Annotated in this window: 17 protein-coding genes (1 of these 17 running past the window's edge); all 17 read right to left on the bottom strand. The window is 38.5% G+C overall.

The features are described from left to right. Positions 1 to 3,092, bottom strand: partial view of a PolC-type DNA polymerase III gene (locus EUBELI_RS04110; RefSeq protein WP_041688053.1) — the 5' portion only. The gene continues 1,441 nt to the left of window position 1, outside the view; the window shows 3,092 of its 4,533 coding nt (coding positions 1-3,092); its start codon is at positions 3,090 to 3,092; the stop codon falls past the left edge of the window. A 5-nt stretch (positions 3,093 to 3,097) separates the two neighbouring features. Continuing rightward, on the bottom strand, positions 3,098 to 4,153 hold the full coding sequence (gene ispG, locus EUBELI_RS04105; RefSeq protein ID WP_012739098.1) for a flavodoxin-dependent (E)-4-hydroxy-3-methylbut-2-enyl-diphosphate synthase: 1,056 nt from the start codon (positions 4,151 to 4,153) through the stop codon (positions 3,098 to 3,100). Positions 4,154 to 4,174: 21 nt separating this feature from the next. Then, a complete protein-coding gene (gene rseP / locus EUBELI_RS04100; RefSeq protein WP_012739097.1) occupies positions 4,175 to 5,554 on the bottom strand; it encodes an RIP metalloprotease RseP in 1,380 nt (459 codons plus the stop codon). A gap of 3 nt (positions 5,555 to 5,557) precedes the next feature. Beyond that, positions 5,558 to 6,700 carry a 1-deoxy-D-xylulose-5-phosphate reductoisomerase gene (locus EUBELI_RS04095; protein ID WP_012739096.1) on the bottom strand — a complete coding sequence of 381 codons (1,143 nt, stop codon included), beginning with the start codon at positions 6,698 to 6,700 and terminating at the stop codon, positions 5,558 to 5,560. Positions 6,701 to 6,702: 2 nt separating this feature from the next. Next, on the bottom strand, positions 6,703 to 7,521 hold the full coding sequence (locus tag EUBELI_RS04090; protein ID WP_041688051.1) for a phosphatidate cytidylyltransferase: 819 nt from the start codon (positions 7,519 to 7,521) through the stop codon (positions 6,703 to 6,705). Further along, entirely contained in the window at positions 7,522 to 8,256 is a 735-nt protein-coding gene (locus tag EUBELI_RS04085; RefSeq protein WP_012739094.1) for an isoprenyl transferase, read from the bottom strand. It abuts the gene before it with no gap. Positions 8,257 to 8,330: 74 nt separating this feature from the next. After that, positions 8,331 to 8,882, bottom strand: coding sequence for a ribosome recycling factor (gene frr, locus EUBELI_RS04080; RefSeq protein ID WP_022097318.1), 552 nt, complete (start codon positions 8,880 to 8,882; stop codon positions 8,331 to 8,333). A 22-nt stretch (positions 8,883 to 8,904) separates the two neighbouring features. After that, the gene (gene pyrH / locus EUBELI_RS04075) at positions 8,905 to 9,609 is read right to left on the bottom strand and encodes a UMP kinase (protein ID WP_012739092.1); all 705 of its coding nucleotides are present in this window, start codon (positions 9,607 to 9,609) and stop codon (positions 8,905 to 8,907) included. A gap of 12 nt (positions 9,610 to 9,621) precedes the next feature. Further along, positions 9,622 to 10,362, bottom strand: coding sequence for a polymer-forming cytoskeletal protein (locus EUBELI_RS04070; protein WP_041688049.1), 741 nt, complete (start codon positions 10,360 to 10,362; stop codon positions 9,622 to 9,624). A 175-nt stretch (positions 10,363 to 10,537) separates the two neighbouring features. Further along, the gene (gene tsf / locus EUBELI_RS04065; RefSeq protein WP_012739090.1) at positions 10,538 to 11,620 is read right to left on the bottom strand and encodes a translation elongation factor Ts; all 1,083 of its coding nucleotides are present in this window, start codon (positions 11,618 to 11,620) and stop codon (positions 10,538 to 10,540) included. A 95-nt stretch (positions 11,621 to 11,715) separates the two neighbouring features. Beyond that, the gene (gene rpsB, locus EUBELI_RS04060) at positions 11,716 to 12,444 is read right to left on the bottom strand and encodes a 30S ribosomal protein S2 (protein WP_022097321.1); all 729 of its coding nucleotides are present in this window, start codon (positions 12,442 to 12,444) and stop codon (positions 11,716 to 11,718) included. A 151-nt stretch (positions 12,445 to 12,595) separates the two neighbouring features. Beyond that, positions 12,596 to 13,135, bottom strand: coding sequence for a hypothetical protein (locus tag EUBELI_RS04055; RefSeq protein ID WP_012739088.1), 540 nt, complete (start codon positions 13,133 to 13,135; stop codon positions 12,596 to 12,598). A 2-nt stretch (positions 13,136 to 13,137) separates the two neighbouring features. Further along, positions 13,138 to 13,878, bottom strand: coding sequence for a DUF6115 domain-containing protein (locus tag EUBELI_RS04050; protein ID WP_012739087.1), 741 nt, complete (start codon positions 13,876 to 13,878; stop codon positions 13,138 to 13,140). Between the two features lie 15 nt (positions 13,879 to 13,893). Further along, a complete protein-coding gene (locus EUBELI_RS04045) occupies positions 13,894 to 14,205 on the bottom strand; it encodes a hypothetical protein (RefSeq protein ID WP_012739086.1) in 312 nt (103 codons plus the stop codon). A 24-nt stretch (positions 14,206 to 14,229) separates the two neighbouring features. Next, positions 14,230 to 15,837: a DUF342 domain-containing protein gene (locus EUBELI_RS04040; protein WP_012739085.1), complete on the bottom strand. Its 1,608-nt coding sequence runs from the start codon at positions 15,835 to 15,837 to the stop codon at positions 14,230 to 14,232. A gap of 27 nt (positions 15,838 to 15,864) precedes the next feature. Next, entirely contained in the window at positions 15,865 to 16,623 is a 759-nt protein-coding gene (locus EUBELI_RS04035; RefSeq protein ID WP_012739084.1) for a FliA/WhiG family RNA polymerase sigma factor, read from the bottom strand. Positions 16,624 to 16,689: 66 nt separating this feature from the next. Beyond that, positions 16,690 to 16,947, bottom strand: a complete 258-nt coding sequence (locus tag EUBELI_RS04030; RefSeq protein WP_012739083.1) for a hypothetical protein — start codon at positions 16,945 to 16,947, stop codon at positions 16,690 to 16,692. Positions 16,948 to 16,960 lie beyond the last annotated feature (13 nt).

Below are 16,960 nucleotides of genomic sequence, written 5' to 3'. Positions count from 1 at the left end.
GCCTTACTCTGGTATTCATTGGAGAAGTTAAGATCAATATCAGGCTCTTTGTTTCCCTTGAAACCAAGGAAAGTCTCGAACGGAATATCAAATCCCATCTTATTAAGCTTCGCTCCGCATTTTGGGCATATCTTATCAGGCATATCGCAGCCTGCGCCTCCGGCAAATGCTTTGACTTCATCTGAATAGAAATCATTATAGTAGCATTTTGGACACAGATAATGCGGGCTTAACGGATTAACCTCGGTAATACCCGCCATTGTTGCTGCTAATGAAGAACCAACCGAACCTCTTGAACCAACCAGATAACCGTCATCATTAGATTTCCATACAAGCTTCTGTGCAATTATGTACATAACGGAATATCCGTTAGAGATAATTGAGTTCAACTCTCGCTCTAATCGCTCAGTTACTATCTGTGGAAGCTCCGGACCATATATCTCATGAGCTCTATTTTCACAGATCGTACGAAGCATCTGGTCAGAGTTCTCAATGAACGGAGGACATTTATCCGGTCTTACAGGCTCAATCTCCTCACACATATCCATAATCTTATTAGTGTTGGTTACAACAACCTCGTATGCCTTGTCGCTTCCTAGATAATCACATTCATGAAGCATTTCTTCAGTAGTATGAAGATACAGCGGTGCCTGATTATCCGCATCATCAAAGCCTTTTCCTGCCATGATAATTCTACGGTACACTTCATCCTCTGGATTTAAGAAATGCACATCACAGGTTGCCACAACAGGCTTGCCGAATTTATCACCAAGTTCTACTATTCTGCGGTTCAGATTGCGCAAATCCTCCTCATTCTGGACATAGCAATCCTCTTTCTCAATCATGAACCTGTTATTACCAATTGGCTGTATCTCAAGATAGTCATAGAAATTAACTATTCGCGCTATCTCTGCTTCTGAACGACCATTTACAAGACTTCTGAAAAGCTCACCTGCCTCACACGCACTTCCTATAATAAGACCTTCCCTGTACTGGTTAACAAGACTCTTCGGTATCTTAGGGAATCTGTTAAAGTACTGCAAATGTGATGCAGAAACAAGTCTGTACAGATTAATCCTTCCCATCTCATTAGAAGCAAGAATTATACAGTGATACTGATGAAGCTTCTTGATGGCGTTCTCATCCATCTTGCCTTCCTCATTAAGCTTATCAACGTCAGGAATATCCCTGTCGTAAAGCATTTTAATCATCTTGACAAATATGTCTGCAGTCGCAGCAGCATCGTCAACCGCCCTGTGGTGGCTTTCAAGTACAACATTAAGATGCTTTGTAAGCGTATCCAGCTTATAATTATGAAGATTTGGCATAAGGAACTGCGCAAGAAGCACTGTGTCTATAATGGTAGTATCCACATTTATACCAATCTTCTCTGCCTTATTGATTATGAAGCTTGTATCGAATTCCGCATTATGTGCAACCATTACAGCACCCTCGCAGAATTCAAGAAACTCAGGCAGAATCTCCTCTATCTTAGGTGCATTCATAACCATCTGGTCATTAATGTGCGTAAGCGTCTCAATTCTGAATGGAATAGGAATCTCAGGATTAACAAATGTAGAGAATCTGTCTACTATCTCACCATTGCACACCTTGACTGCACCTATCTCTATAATTCTGTCAACTTCCGCAGAAAATCCCGTTGTCTCAAGGTCGAACACAACATATGTATCGTTAAAGCTCTGTCCTCTCGGATTCGTTACTATCTGCTTGGTATCATCAACGAGATAAGCCTCGACTCCGTATATTATCTTAAAGTCAAGCTTCTCACCCTTCTTTGCATAAGAGCCTTTGAGGTCGCTCATCGTATGGAATGCATCTGTAAATGCCTGCACAACACCGTGGTCAGTAATTGCAATTGCCTTATGTCCCCATCTGATTGCCTGTTTGATAATATCAGATACATAAGACACACCATCCATATCACTCATCTTAGTATGGCAGTGCAGCTCAACTCTCTTATGAAGTGCGAGGTCATTACGCACCTGTCTTGTATCAGAGCCTTTTCTTATGCCCCACACATTGGCAATTGATATTTCCTGGTCGTACTTGTCAAATGTAGCATTACCCTTAATCTTTAAGAAATTACCCTTCTTGATAACACTTGAAAGCTCTGGTACCTGCTCATTTTTTGCAAAAACCTTTACTGTAATTGTGTCTGTAAAATCTGTGACATTGAACATAATAATAGTTCTTTCGTTACGGATTTCACGCATTTCAACATTACGGACCATACCAGAGATAATAACATCTCCGATTGCCGTATCTATCTGTTCAATCGGTGTTACATCACCGTCAAAATCTCTTCCATATAAAACATCTTCGTTAGCAGGCTTTCTGCTGTATGTCTTAAGCTCTTCCCTGCCTCTGTTATCGCTTGCAAAAAATGCTGCTCTAGCCGCCTTCTGCTTGGCTGCTGTCTCAGCTTTCTTTGCTGCCTTCTGTTCAGAAGTAAGCTTCTTATCATCCCTGCCGTCGGCATTATCTTCTGCTGCCGCCATCATATTATTCTCAATTTCTTTGACACGAAGATTAATCCTGTATGCATTTTCTCTCTCGTACTGACTTTCCTTCTTCTTGGCATACTGATACTCAACATCTATCTCAAACCCGAATCTGTTCAGGAATATTTTCTTAAAATAATCTGTAAGTGTATCAGCATACTGATGTGCAAGAAAGCTGTCCTCAATCGTAAATACAAGCATATCCTCTTTTTCAAACTCCCACTTGGAATTCTTTAAAAGATTATATTCAAGTGTCCAGTATTTCTCCAGCTCTGCAAGGATACTGTCATAATATATATCCATTACAGTCTGTGGCGTATACTGTGCTGACAAAACATATCTGTCGATAATCCGCACATCCATGTTGGATATACGGAATATCTGTTTCTTTAATGCATCCTCAACCTTGAATATTATTGGTTTTTCTATTACCCTGTCACTCTTTATATAAACGCGTGCCAGAGAATTGGTCGATGTTTTCGAGACTTTAGTTACTTCAACATTCTCAAAATACACCGCCAGATCCTCTGGCAGCTTCAGCGTCTTAAACACTTCAAAAAATCTGTACATATGTATCACTCATTCCAATTATCAAGTTCATACCTGAGTGTATCAAGAAGTTCCTCTTCTGGAACCTTCTTAATAATCTCTCCATGTTTAATAAGTACTCCGCAGCCGTCACCGCCTGCAATTCCAAGATCAGCTTCCTTTGCTTCTCCCGGTCCGTTAACTACACATCCCATTACAGCAAGCTTCAAGTCAAGGTCATACCCTGAAACCATTTTCTCAACCTTTCCTGCAAGGTCTATAAGATTAATTCTTGTTCTTCCGCATGTAGGGCATGAAACAACCTCTATTCCACCTTTTCTTAAGCCAAGAGTCTTAAGTATCAGTTTCGCAGCCTCTATTTCCCTTACAGGATCATCTGTAAGAGAAACTCTTATTGTGTCACCAATTCCCTGATTCAGTATAAGGCCAAGTCCGATTGATGACTTAATGCTTCCTGAGAATATTGTTCCAGACTCAGTAATTCCAACATGAAGCGGATGATTAGTCTGTTTTGCAATAAGCTCATGTGCTTTAACACACATCATTACATCAGAAGATTTGATGCTGACAACAAGATTATCATAACCTAAGTCTTCAATAATCTTAACCTTGTCAAGTGCGCTCTCAACTATTCCCTCTGCTGTTACTCCGCCATATTTCTCAATAAGGTCTTTCTCAAGTGAACCGCTGTTGACACCAACCCTGATTGGTATATTTCTTTCCCTTGCAACATCAACAACAGCCTTTATCTTGTCTGTTCCGCCGATATTACCCGGATTGATTCTAATCTTGTCAGCCCCATTCTCCATTGCCATAATAGCCATCTTGTAATCAAAATGTATATCTGCAACGAGAGGTATCTCTATCTGCTTCTTTATCTCTTTGATTGCAAGTGCAGCTTCCTTAGTTGGAACTGTGCATCTGATGATTTCACAACCAGCTTTAGTAAGCTCCTTAATCTGCGCTACTGTTGCAGCAACATCTTCTGTATGTGTATTAGTCATTGACTGGATAAGAATAGGATTGCCACCACCTATAACACATTTTCCTATCTTAACAACTTTAGTATTATCTCTGTACATAACCCCTGTGTCCTTTCTGTATTAGAACAATGCCATTATATCTTTAAACAATACAACAACCATAAGTATGACAAGAAGTATCATACCTATGAAATTAACAATTCCCTCATGCTCTCTCTTAACCGGCTTGCCTCTTAATGCCTCTATTATAAGGAATACAAGTCTGCCTCCGTCAAGTGCCGGAATTGGCAGCAGATTCATTACTCCTAAGTTGGCACTGATAAGTGCTGCAAGATTCATAAGATTAAGGAATACATAAAATGCACCATCTGCCTTACTTTCTTCAACAATCTCACTCATTGTGCTGACAGTTCCGACAGGTCCTAACAATGAATCAAACCCAATCTTTCCTGTAAATAACATACCAAGGCTCTGAATTACAGTCTTGACACTGTATCCGACTTCCTTCACTGAATACTTAAGAGTGCCAATAGGAGAAGTCTTTACCCTGTCTCCATATACAACAAAGCCTGTATCATAGCTTTCAACTTCAACCATCTTAGGCTCAACTGTCACATCAACATTTTTTCCATCTCTTGCAACCGTGAATACAACCTTATTGCCGCCGCTTGATGTAATAGCTTCTGTCACATTTGAACTATTCTCCATTGCAGTACCATCAACTGCTTTGATAACATCATTAGCTTTAAGTCCCGCCTTTTCAGCCGGAGAATCCTTGGTAACAGAACTTATGAGACAATTCTCATTCATCATAATTCCAACCTGATACTTCTGCTGCTTAATATGCTGCGGAGTAACAGTTGTTGTCATCTTTTCACCGTCTCTTGTAAATGTTATATTAAGAGTCTTATCTGCATTATAAGCCCTATAGAAATAAAAATCCCTGTAAAATGTTACCTTATGTCCATTAACCTTAGTTATGACATCACCTTCCTGAAGCCCTGCTTCTGTGGCTGGCGAATTATCTTTAACAACATCAATGTCACATGGATCATAGCCAAGACTTCCGACAATAACTACTGCACACACGAAAGCAAGAAGGAAATTAAATACCGGTCCTGCTGCTATAACCGCAATTCTTGCCCAGACTGATTTGCTTGCAAATGACTTTTCCATGTCATAGCCATTTTCAATAGCAAGCTTTCTTTTCTTAGCTTCCTTCTCTTCATCTGTAAGCTCTTCGTCATCATCTTCTTCTGACTGTATAACACTCATCTCAAGGAACTCATCACCAAGCATCGTACATGCACCACCAAAAGGAAGTGCTTTAATACAATATTCCGTCTCACCTTTTCTGAAATGTATCAGCTTCGGTCCGAATCCGATTGAGAATTCAACTACAGTTATGCCATTAGCCTTAGCTATTATAAAATGTCCGAATTCATGGACAATAACAATTATACTAAGTACAAGAATCGCCAGAATAACATTAAGAACCAACTCCTACCACCTGCTTTCTATCATGTCTGTTACTATCTTCTGTGTAGAGAGAATCTGCTCTACTGTTGGATTATTGATATAATCCACTTCATTCATGGCGTATTCTATAATATCCGGAATATCCAGATATTTTATCTTTCTGTCTAAAAATCTTGCTACAGCTACTTCGTTAGCTGCATTAAGCGCAGTCGGGATATTTCCCCCGCGTGCTGCTGCCTCGTAAGCAAGCTTAAGTCCCTTGAAAGTCTCCATATCCGGCTTTTCAAATGTAATCTTAGCCAGTTCATAGAAATCAAGTCTTTCTGTGTTAAGTTTTCTTCTTTCAGGATAATAAAGAGCATACTGTATAGGAAGTCTCATATCAGGACTTCCAAGCTGTGCCATAACAGCTCCGTCCTTGAATTCAACCATTGAATGGATTATGCTCTGTGGCTGGACTATAACCTGAACCTTCTCGGCAGGTACTCCAAAAAGCCACTGTGCCTCCATCACCTCAAGCCCTTTATTAACCATAGTAGAAGAATCTATTGTTATCTTGCGTCCCATAGCCCAGTTAGGATGCTTAAGTGCATCCTCTAACTGTACATTTTCAAGGTCAGCTCTTTTCTTTCCTCTGAATGGACCACCAGAAGCTGTAAGAAGAATCTTCTCTATCTCACCACGTCTCTCACCGTTAAGGCACTGGAATATTGCTGAATGTTCGCTGTCAACAGGATATATATTAACATTGCATTCCTTAGCAAGACTCATAATAATATGACCAGCACACACAAGTGTCTCTTTATTGGCAAGTGCAATGTCCTTATGTGCCTTGATAGCTTCAACTGTAGGTGTAATTCCCATCATACCTACAACCGCTGTGACAACAATTTCTGCACTCTCAATTGTTGCAGCCTCAATAAGACCTTCGTCACCACTTACAATCTTAACATCCATATCACCGATAAGAGTCTTTAACTCTGGAACAAGTTCTTCTTTACCTATACATACAAGCTGTGGCTTGAATTCACGGACCTGTTCTGCAAGGTCAGAAACCCTTGTACCTGCTGCAAGTGCAACTACATTAATATCAGCATTTCTTCTAATAACATCTAATGTCTGTGTTCCAATTGAACCAGTTGAACCAAGTATAGAAACGTTCTTCATTATCAACCTCCAAAGACTTTGTTAATAACCTCTATTGACCAGTAAACAACAGGTGCAGTGAATATAGCACTGTCGAATCTGTCCATAATTCCGCCATGTCCCGGTATTAACTTTCCATAGTCTTTCACATCATGATTTCTCTTAATAGCAGATGCAGCCAGGTCTCCGAATATAGACAGGAATGCACCTATGAAGCTGGCTATTGCAAATGTATATACAGGATGCACAAGTACATCTGACATCTTAGAGCTTATGGCAAATCCATATCCAAAGCCAAGAAGTGTCGCACCGACAACTCCTCCTATTGCACCTTCGTAAGTCTTCTTAGGTGAAAGCTTTGGAGTCATCTTATGCTTTCCAAGAAATACACCTGTGAAATATGCACATGTATCATTGCCCCATGAAGACACGAATATAAGCCATACGATATATATTCCGTCCTGCAGCATTCTTACCTGATAGATATAAGAAAGTGTTACAGCAACATACACTATACTGAAGAATACCCACATAACATCTTCTGTCTTATATTTTGGAAATGTAAATACATATACTGACATCATAAGTATGCATGAAGCTACAAGAAGCAGTAAAATATATGCCGGATCATTAAGCAAAAGAATAAAATAATAAGTAATTGCCGCCATATATCCTACAACTGCTAGTCCTGTCTTCTCAAGCTTCTTAACTTTAATAAGCTCATACATTCCAACAAGTGAAATAAACAGACTGAACCCGAATGTAACCCAGCCTCCAAAATACAGGCATGTGAAAAGTATGACTATGAGCACAGCTCCGCTCATAATTCTTGTACGCATAATCTACTCCTCCTTAACTCCGCCGAATCTTCTTTCCGTCTTATTATATTTCTCAAATGCTTTAATAAGTTCTTCCCTGTCAAAATCAGGCCAATAAATATCTGTGAAATAAAATTCTGTATAAGCAAGCTGCCAGCACAGATAATTAGATAATCTCTGCTCACCGCTTGTTCTTATAAGTAAATCTGGATCTGGCAATTCCCAAGTATCAAGATTATTACTTATTGTATCTTCATCTATATCTTCAGGCTTAAGACTTCCTTCTGATACCTTGCCGGCAATCTTTCTTACCGCTCTTGTTATCTCATCTCTTCCACCATAATTAATGGCTATAGTAAAATTAAGCCCTGTATTATTCCTGGTTTTCTCTTCAAGATTATTGATACTGTCTATAATATCCTGGCTGAGTTCATCTTTTCTTCCAATAACCCTGCATCGCACATTATTCTTCATGGATTTCTTAACACAATCCTTAAGATAAGTTCTTAAGATTCCCATAAGAGTACTTACTTCTTCTGTTGAACGTTTCCAGTTCTCTGTTGAAAAAGCATATACAGTAAAATACTTTACACCAAGCTCATCTACGACATAAAGCATATCTTCAACAACTTTGCTTCCCTGCACATGTCCCATTGTTCTTGGGAGATGTCTTTTCTTAGCCCATCTTCCATTACCATCAAGAATAACGGCAACATGCCCCGGAATCTTTAATCCGAGACTCTCGTTAAATGTATCCATATCTATGATTCCTCTCGCAATTCATTCAATTACAAAAAGGCTGTTGTAAAATATCCAACAGCCCTGACATTTTCTTAAACTGTAAGTATCTCTTTTGTCTTATCGTCTATAGCACTATCAATCATAGCAATATACTTATCAGTAATCTTCTGAATTTCATCCTCTGAATTCTTAGCTTCATCATCAGAGATATCTCCTGCCTTGTTCTCTTTCTTTATTGCATCGTTGGCATCTCTTCTGATATTACGGATAGCAACCTTGGCATTATCACCCTTCTTCTTGATATCCTTAGCAAGTTCTTTTCTTCTGTCTTCTGTTAATTCAGGGAACACAAGTCTGATTGTCTTACCATCATTGTTAGGTGTAAGTCCTAAATCTGAAACAAGAATTGCTTTCTCAATATCCTTAATAAGGCTTGCTTCCCAAGGCTGAATCTGAATCATTCTTGCTTCTGGTACAGAAACATTGGCAACCTGCTGGATTGGTGTAGGTGTTCCATAATAATCAACTCTTAATCTGTCAAGAATATGTGGATTAGCTCTTCCGGCTCTTATTGTTACATATTCTTCCTTTAAGTTGTCAACTGACTTCTGCATTCTTCCTTCAATATCTTTAATATTTTCCATAAAATCCTCCATTAATATTATATTAATCAACAGTTACTACTGTTCCATTAAACTTTCCTGATAAAGCATTAACTATGCTGTTCTCTTCTTCGAGTCCGAATACCATAAGAGGCATCTTATTCTCCATACACATAACAGAAGCTGTCATATCAATAACTCCAAGCTTCTTCTCAACAACTTCGTTGATTGAGATTGTATCATACTTCTTAGCCTCTGGGTTAATCTTAGGATCACTGTCATATATTCCATCAATTGCCTTGGCAAGAAGAATAGCATCTGCATCAAGCTCAATAGCTCTCAATACAATACCTGTATCTGTTGAGAAATATGGATGACCAGTTCCACCTGCAAAGAATACAACCATGCCTTTCTCAAAATACTTATTAGCTCTGTCCTTAGAGAAAAGCTTTGTCATGCTTCCGCATTCGAATGGTGTAAGAATATTAGTCTTAAGTCCCTGTGAACGGAATATCTCTGAAACATATATACAGTTCATAATTGTTGCAAGCATACCTATCTGGTCAGCCTTAGTTCTGTCAATATTATCATTAGAACGGCCTCTCCAGTAGTTACCACCACCAATAACTACACCAACATCTGTTCCTTTATCAACTATTGTCTTAACCTGATTAGCAATATTCTCTATAAGCTCATCATTGTAGCCGCCCTCTTTCTTAGCAAGAGCCTCGCCGCTAAGTTTAAGTATTACTCTTTTAATGTTATCCATACGTGCCTCCAGTTATTTATTCTTTTTTCCTTTAATGTCAAATATACTTTCCATATTAACTTCTGCATAACACTGTGAGCAACGTCCGTCAATTGTTGCTCCATTATTAATCTGTACTGACTTAGACTTAATATCACCAACTATAACAGCAGAAGAATCAATAATCACTGGACCATGTACATCTATATCACCCTTTACTGCACCAGCAATAACTGCTGAAGCTGCAACAACATTTCCTACAACTACAGTTCCCTGACCAATCTTGACCGAACCATTAGCTTCTATATTACCATCAATCTGTGCATCATTGGCAAATACTTCATTAGCCTTGGTATTACCAGAAATTGTTCCACTTACAGTGAGCTTTCCCCTGCATGTAACATTTCCCTCAACTGTTCCAAACAAATCTATTGATCCTAATGAATCAAGGTCTCCACTAATTGAAAGACCTTCTGTAATAACCGCTGTCTCATCTGCTATATAATCCGCATTCTGAGCGTTTTCTTTAATGTCATCAATGGTAACAGACTTTGTTCCTTTCTGAAGAACCTCTCCTACCGCATTATTATCTGTGTCTTCAGATTCCTGTGCTTCTTTCTTATAATTTTCTGCCATCTTTGCAAGTTCCGGATCGTCAAGAGTATTAACCATTAAATCATCATCTCTTTCATCTGATTCATTTTCTAACTCATTATCTGTAAGTCCATTAACTGCCTCAGACAGATCTTCTTTAAAATCTTTAAAAAATCCCATTAAATCATCCTCCATATTAATACTGCGGTTTCCACAAAACATTACAGTTTGGAAAGATTATAGCATATCACAGACAATTTTAGAAGCGTTATGACAAATTTTTCGTACTATACGCACAAAAAATCTCCGGTCTGCCATAAGACATCCGGAGATTTAATAAACTTAGTAATTATAATTACTGTAACTGAGCTGCAACTTCTGCTGCAAAGTCTTCATTTTTCTTCTCAAGACCTTCACCTGTCTCAAAACGAACATATCCCTTAACTGTGAAAGCGCCATTAGCCTTAGCAACTTCTGCAAGGTACTTAGCAACTGACTGCTTTCCATCCTCAGCCTTAACATAAACCTGATCCATAAGGCAGATTTCCTTAAGCTGCTTAGATACACGGCCTTCTACTAATCCGTTGAAAATCTTATCTGCTACGATATTAGCCTCATCAGCTAATGCAAGCTCTGCTAACTGTGCAGCTGCTTCCTTTGAAAGGAAGTTGAATAAGTACTGCATGTTGCTCTTATGCTCTTCGTATGTTGCAATATCAGCATCGCTCCATACCTTATCATTAATAGCCTTATCAATTAACTTGTTTAAGATTGGCTTTGGAAGAGAAGCTGGATCATTTAATGCACTCTTCTCTGTAATCTCTCTTAACTTAGCAAGTTCATCTGCTGACATATCGTTTCTGCTAAGGTACTGTGGGTTCATAGCTGCAATCTGCATTGCTACGTTAGTAAGTGCTTCTTTGATTGCATCATTAGAAGCGCCATCTGCTGCAACAAGAACACCAATTCTTCCGCCACCGTGAATATATGAAGCAACACAGTCACCTGTAATCTTCTGGAATCTTCTGATAGAAAGCTTCTCACCGATTGTAAGAGTCTTCTCTTCAAGTTCTGACTGCATATCAAGGATAGCGCATACATCTTCGCCATCTCCAGCCTTATCAACTGAAGCCTTAAGTGCCTTATCTGCAACTGCCTGAACAAATTCCTGGAATGTAGCGTTCTTTGCTACGAAATCTGTCTCTGAATTAACTTCTACTACAACTGCTGTATTACCTTCAGATGCTACTCTTGTAATACCTTCTGCTGCAATTCTTCCTGCCTTCTTCTCAACCTTAGCTGCTCCGCTCTTTCTAAGAACATCAACAGCTGCTTCCATATCGCCATCTGTCTCTGTAAGAGCCTTCTTACACTCCATCATACCTGCGCCAGTAGACTCTCTAAGTTCCTTAACCATTGCTGCTGTAACTGCTGCCATTATATTATCCTCCAATAAAAATAATTTTAAAAAATGCTTCAACCTGATAATATGTCAGGCTGAAGCATACATAAACTTAAGTCAAAACTTAAATATTAAGCTTCCTCAGCTACTTCTTCCTCTACAGCTGGAGCTGCTTCTTCACCCTGATTAGCTTCGATAACTGCATCTGCCATCTTAGCAACGATTAACTTAACAGCTCTGATAGCATCATCATTACCAGGGATTACATAATCTAATTCATCTGGATCACAGTTTGTATCTGCAATACCGATTAACTTGATACCAAGTGCATGTGCTTCCTGAACACAGATTCTTTCCTTCTTAGGATCAACGATGAAGATTGCATCTGGAAGTCTCTTCATTTCCTTGATACCGCCAAGGTTCTTCTGAAGCTTCTCAAGTTCCTTCTTAAGGTTGATAACTTCCTTCTTAGGAAGAACATCAAATGTTCCATCTTCCTGCATTGTCTCGATTTCCTTAAGTCTTGCAATTCTGCTCTGGATTGTCTTGAAGTTAGTAAGCATACCGCCTAACCATCTCTCATTAACATAGAACATTCCGCAACGCTCTGCCTCTGTAGCAATAGCATCCTGAGCCTGCTTCTTTGTTCCTACAAAAAGAATTGTACCGCCTTCAGCAGCGATATCAGAGATTGCCTTATAAGCCTCATCAACCTTACCTACAGACTTCTGTAAATCGATGATATGGATTCCGTTTCTCTCTGTGTAGATGTACTCAGCCATCTTAGGATTCCATCTTCTTGTCTGATGTCCGAAATGAACACCTGCCTCAAGTAACTGTTTCATTGAAATTACGCTCATTTTGATACCTCCATTGGTTAATTAATCTTTTGCGGGCTTCTTCTTTTCCGGCCACCGGCGCGTAAACCGGCACCAGCCGTAAAATCCACCTGCATGTTTTTTCACACGAAGTGTATTATATCAATACATGCAATATATTGCAAGTGTTTTTTTATTTTGTCTGAGTAATTGTTTTGGCAATTGTCTCATATGAATCTCCAGGTTTAAGTCTGTATGTGCCATCGCGCATTTTTTTATCATATCCTGTTGTATACATATATGTATAAAATTCTGTCTTATCAGTTATGATACCTGCATCAAATAATATATCTGCTGCCTGTGCAGCTGTATACACCCCTGAAAATATAAGTTCAGTCTCTCCGCTCCCATCTCCTGTCGTTATCCTGACTGTTGGACGCTGCGTAGTATTCTCTTCAGCAACATGTGTAGCCTTTGTTTCTGATATAATTATTTCTTTAGTGCTCGTATTTTCCTGTTTTTGTGTTTCAGTCTGTTCTTCTGTTTCACTCTGGCTTTTATCCTCTGTAGAACTTTCAGTAGTAAACGCTATCACCGAACCGGTACTGTCTGTCTGCTTCTTATCTGCTGAAAGTGATTTGTTATTATCGTCAACCTTTCCAGCAATCATAAGTATTATTGTGGCAGCTATCAGCCCCGCACCAAATCCTCTCATATAATATTTAAATTTCATAATTACTTACCACCTTTGTAAAGGTCAATGACAAGCTTCACTTCTCCTATTCCTAAGTTAAGCTGTTTCGCAATTTCCTTTACAGCAATACCCTTTTCGTTAAGCTTAAGAATTTTCTCATTATTAGACATCTCAGGAGCAAGCTTTTCAGCCTGTCTGTTCACTTTCTTCCTGCCATCAGAGGATTTTATCTTATCATCATTCTTCTTAACAAGTGCCGTCAGTCTTTCCTTAGCTGTATCCTTGGTATCTTTATCAGCATATCCATCATTTTCATATGCTGTTTTTGCATCATTATCTGTTTTATCATGCATATTTACAACAATATCATCAGACTCTTTTACCTCAGCATGAATTTTTTCCACCTGCTTTTTAGCATTATTAACATCCTTAACTGTTGTCTTTATTTCCTTAGCTTTCTCATTAAGCATGTCGTACAGGAATACTGTTTCATTATGGTTTCTGTTAATTTCTCCAAGAACACTCTCCGCATACTCATTCATTTCCAGAATTTTAGTATTTGATATCTTATCCAAAGCTGCTTCTGTCTTTTCTGACAAACCATTAACCTGATTTTCAATTATGCCATCAACCTGCTGCTTTATCTTGTTCTTCTGTTCATCCGTCAAATCAGTTGGAATAATATTTTCTGTTTTTTCACTCTGTTCTGAAAAATTCATTACAACACTGACTATAACGCAGATTATTCCCGCTATTATCAGAAACACTTCAATTGCGTTCATTACTTCCTCCAAATATTATATCTTAACATCAAAATCCGCACTGCCCTGACCTTTTATAATAACCCTGCCATCGTCTTTTTTCTTACGAGAGTGCTCTCTGTCATTACTGTATTCATTATTACTTTTATCTTTTGCATCATAATGGGCATTCTCATTATCAGCATTGTCTTTTTTATTAACCTGCTGTGAATTATGTTCTGCATTCTTTTCAACCTGCTGTGTTATAGCCTGTTGTTCAGCCATTGGCCTTGTTTCTATATTATGTTGTGATTTAGAAACATTGTTCTGCTGCTGTATCATCGCGAATTCTATCGGCTTAATAACCATATGATACCTCCATTCAAATGCGTTCTAAATTGCAACGCATTTAATATCTGCTCCTTCTTTAACAAACTGACAATAATCATATTTCTTTTTAAGGAACATACATTGATCTCCGAACACCAGTTTAACTCCTACATATGCTGCATCATAAACCTTTATACATGCCCGCTTTTCTTCGCCTATCTGTTTTCTTAATTCTTCAAGTTCTTTCTTCTGTTTTGTTATCTCCTGCTCAAGCATTATGACATTACGCATTGTTTTAGTCTGGAGTTCATGTTTTTCCGCATCAAGACTGCCTTCCAGTTCCTGTTTTTTTCTAATAGCAGAAAGAAGCTGATCCAACTGGATTTTATTATTTCCAAGCTTATCAAGGCTGTTCTTTAATTCATCCACTCTTCTCTTCATCGCAGGATTAACGCCAACACCTACTGTCGTATTGGTTCCCATTGTATTACCTATTGCCTTAGCCTCAATCATATATACTGCTTTTACATCCCCACCGATTATCAGACCATTCTTTCCCGAAGCCTTTATAGTTTCCTTGGATGTAACTTTACTATGCAGGATAGAATCCGCCTCAATGCTTCCACCTGCCGATACGCTTTCAGCACTTTCTATGAATTTGGAAACAATACTTCCGCCAGCCTTTACTACAGCCTTTGTCATACCCTGGATTCCTCTGTTAAATGTAATTGAACCACCAGCAATAACCGTAGCTCCTTCAACAATTCCACTTACAGTTATATTACCTGCTGCCTTCACAGTAAAGCCAGCAACCACATTGCCTTTTATTACTACATCTCCGTCATAATCTATATCACCTGTAGAATTATCAACATTAACAAGTTCAAGTACATTTGAAACAAATATTTTATCGCCTTCTAATACCACATGCCCACTAACCTGTGATATGAGTTCTTTACCATCCTCTGACTGAACAAGATTTTTACCATGTCTGAACACCACATGATTAACCTTTTTAGGCAGTACTCTTCGCCCTAATAAATCTATGCCGTCATCTCCTCTGTCCTCTCTGTGCAGCACAGCTACAACATCGCCTTTGTTAACATGATTAATATTCTCAAGCGTGTGAAAATCCACAGTGCCATCATCATTTATCTTTGGGCGCGGCTTCAATTCAGTATTAAACTTATATTCAATATATCCGTCTTGTCCATCCCGTGGTGCAGTTCCTGCAGCTACATTATATGCCTTACCATATTCCCTGACCGAAAGCATCTGCTCAATACTGTTATTATCTATACCATGTTTAATGCCCAAATACTGTAAATCTTTTACGATTTCTTCCATTGTGAGCATATCAGCTCCTACAAAAGGCGGATAAAAAACCGCTTCTGCTCTCATACAGTCTGCACTTATACGGTAATCGACAAATTCAGCATACGGATGAACTATCTCTTCAGATACTTTAACTTCTGTTTCTGTATTACAGCCTGCCTTAACAGCCTCACCGAGTTTTACAGTGTCACAATTTATCTTCTTCTTTTCAATGTAGTACAATACATCATCAATACTTACCGGTCTGTTTCCATCCTTTGGAGGAAAAACTATAAAATACAGTCCGTCTTGTCTAGCATCAAATTGAAAATATCCAGTCCTGCAGTTATCTATCATGCCATAATCCCCTTTTAAAATTATATGTTATAAAGTAAATACATAATCACCTAATAATTTTTTCATTTTATTAAGTGCTTTGGTATGTAGCTGTGATACTCTTGACTCGGAAACCTCAAGTGTAAGACTTATTTCTTTTAATGTCATTTCTTCATAATAATACAAAACAACAACACTACGTTCCTTCTCTGTCAGCGAGTCAATCGCTTTTACCATCATTTTCTTAAGTTCTTCTTTTTCCATGGCATCTTCTGGCTGGTCAAAATGTGAATTACCAACCGATTCCATTTTAACTTCACTTCCAGCTTCTGTATATTCATCAAGTGATATAAGGTTAGATGCCTTCATTTTCCCCTGCCAGTCTGACAATTCATCCTGTGTTATTCCTAATTCAGCAGCAAGCTCCTCATCACTTGCAATATGCCCTGTTTCGCTTTCTATCTTAGTCATTGCAGCTTCTATGCGTTTTTGCTTCTGTCTTAAAGATCTCGGTATCCAGTCCATTTTTCTTATCTGATCAAGAATTGCACCTCTTATTCTTAAACTGGCATATGTTTCAAACTTTACATTCTTGCCATAATCAAACTTATCAATAGCATCAATAAGCCCAAATATTCCATAACCTACAAGATCATCGTATTCTACATTATACCCAAGATACATATTAAGTCTTCCAGCAACCAGCTTAACAAGCTGTGCGTACTCAACTATCAATTCATCCCTATACTCATTGCTATGGGTTGATATATAATTCTTCCACAGTTTATCCCTGCCTGCCTCATCCATGGTCAGTGCCCCCAAAATAATAAAATATGTAGAAATAATAACATAAATCTGGCTTTAGCGCCACTATTATTCTTCTACGGATTCTTGTCCCTCTTTCTGTTCCTGTTCTTCAGCTTCTGTAGTATTTTCTTTTTCTTCTTTATTCTGCACCACTTTATTAAGTGCAAACCTAATAAGTACCCCGCAAATATAAAAACCAGCCATAACTGCTATCAGTACCCACATAAAATTAACCAGTGAATATCTATGTACAATCATGATAACACTGGTTATAAATCCTGCCAGCAATGTAATCAGAGCCGGCAAATTTCTAAATTTATTCATAAAGCCTCCAATT

Origin of the sequence: [Eubacterium] eligens ATCC 27750 (assembly GCF_000146185.1) — a bacterium.
GTDB lineage: Bacteria > Bacillota > Clostridia > Lachnospirales > Lachnospiraceae > Lachnospira > Lachnospira eligens.
The sequence above is the reverse complement of the archived record's forward strand: the minus strand, read 5'-3'. Positions and strand labels throughout refer to the sequence as shown.

What these genes read in the sequence shown, in the direction of transcription:
- ispG (WP_012739098.1), bottom strand. Translation starts at nt 4,153, where the DNA reads ATGTACAGAGATAATACTAAAGTTGTTAAGATAGGAAAATGTGTTATA.
- EUBELI_RS04095 (WP_012739096.1), bottom strand. Translation starts at nt 6,700, where the DNA reads ATGAAGAACGTTTCTATACTTGGTTCAACTGGTTCAATTGGAACACAG.
- EUBELI_RS04085 (WP_012739094.1), bottom strand. Translation starts at nt 8,256, where the DNA reads ATGGATACATTTAACGAGAGTCTCGGATTAAAGATTCCGGGGCATGTT.
- frr (WP_022097318.1), bottom strand. Translation starts at nt 8,882, where the DNA reads ATGGAAAATATTAAAGATATTGAAGGAAGAATGCAGAAGTCAGTTGAC.
- pyrH (WP_012739092.1), bottom strand. Translation starts at nt 9,609, where the DNA reads ATGGATAACATTAAAAGAGTAATACTTAAACTTAGCGGCGAGGCTCTT.
- EUBELI_RS04070 (WP_041688049.1), bottom strand. Translation starts at nt 10,362, where the DNA reads ATGGGATTTTTTAAAGATTTTAAAGAAGATCTGTCTGAGGCAGTTAAT.
- tsf (WP_012739090.1), bottom strand. Translation starts at nt 11,620, where the DNA reads ATGGCAGCAGTTACAGCAGCAATGGTTAAGGAACTTAGAGAGTCTACT.
- rpsB (WP_022097321.1), bottom strand. Translation starts at nt 12,444, where the DNA reads ATGAGCGTAATTTCAATGAAACAGTTACTTGAGGCAGGTGTTCATTTC.
- EUBELI_RS04055 (WP_012739088.1), bottom strand. Translation starts at nt 13,135, where the DNA reads ATGAAATTTAAATATTATATGAGAGGATTTGGTGCGGGGCTGATAGCT.
- EUBELI_RS04050 (WP_012739087.1), bottom strand. Translation starts at nt 13,878, where the DNA reads ATGAACGCAATTGAAGTGTTTCTGATAATAGCGGGAATAATCTGCGTT.
- EUBELI_RS04045 (WP_012739086.1), bottom strand. Translation starts at nt 14,205, where the DNA reads ATGGTTATTAAGCCGATAGAATTCGCGATGATACAGCAGCAGAACAAT.
- EUBELI_RS04040 (WP_012739085.1), bottom strand. Translation starts at nt 15,837, where the DNA reads ATGATAGATAACTGCAGGACTGGATATTTTCAATTTGATGCTAGACAA.
- EUBELI_RS04035 (WP_012739084.1), bottom strand. Translation starts at nt 16,623, where the DNA reads ATGGATGAGGCAGGCAGGGATAAACTGTGGAAGAATTATATATCAACC.
- EUBELI_RS04030 (WP_012739083.1), bottom strand. Translation starts at nt 16,947, where the DNA reads ATGAATAAATTTAGAAATTTGCCGGCTCTGATTACATTGCTGGCAGGA.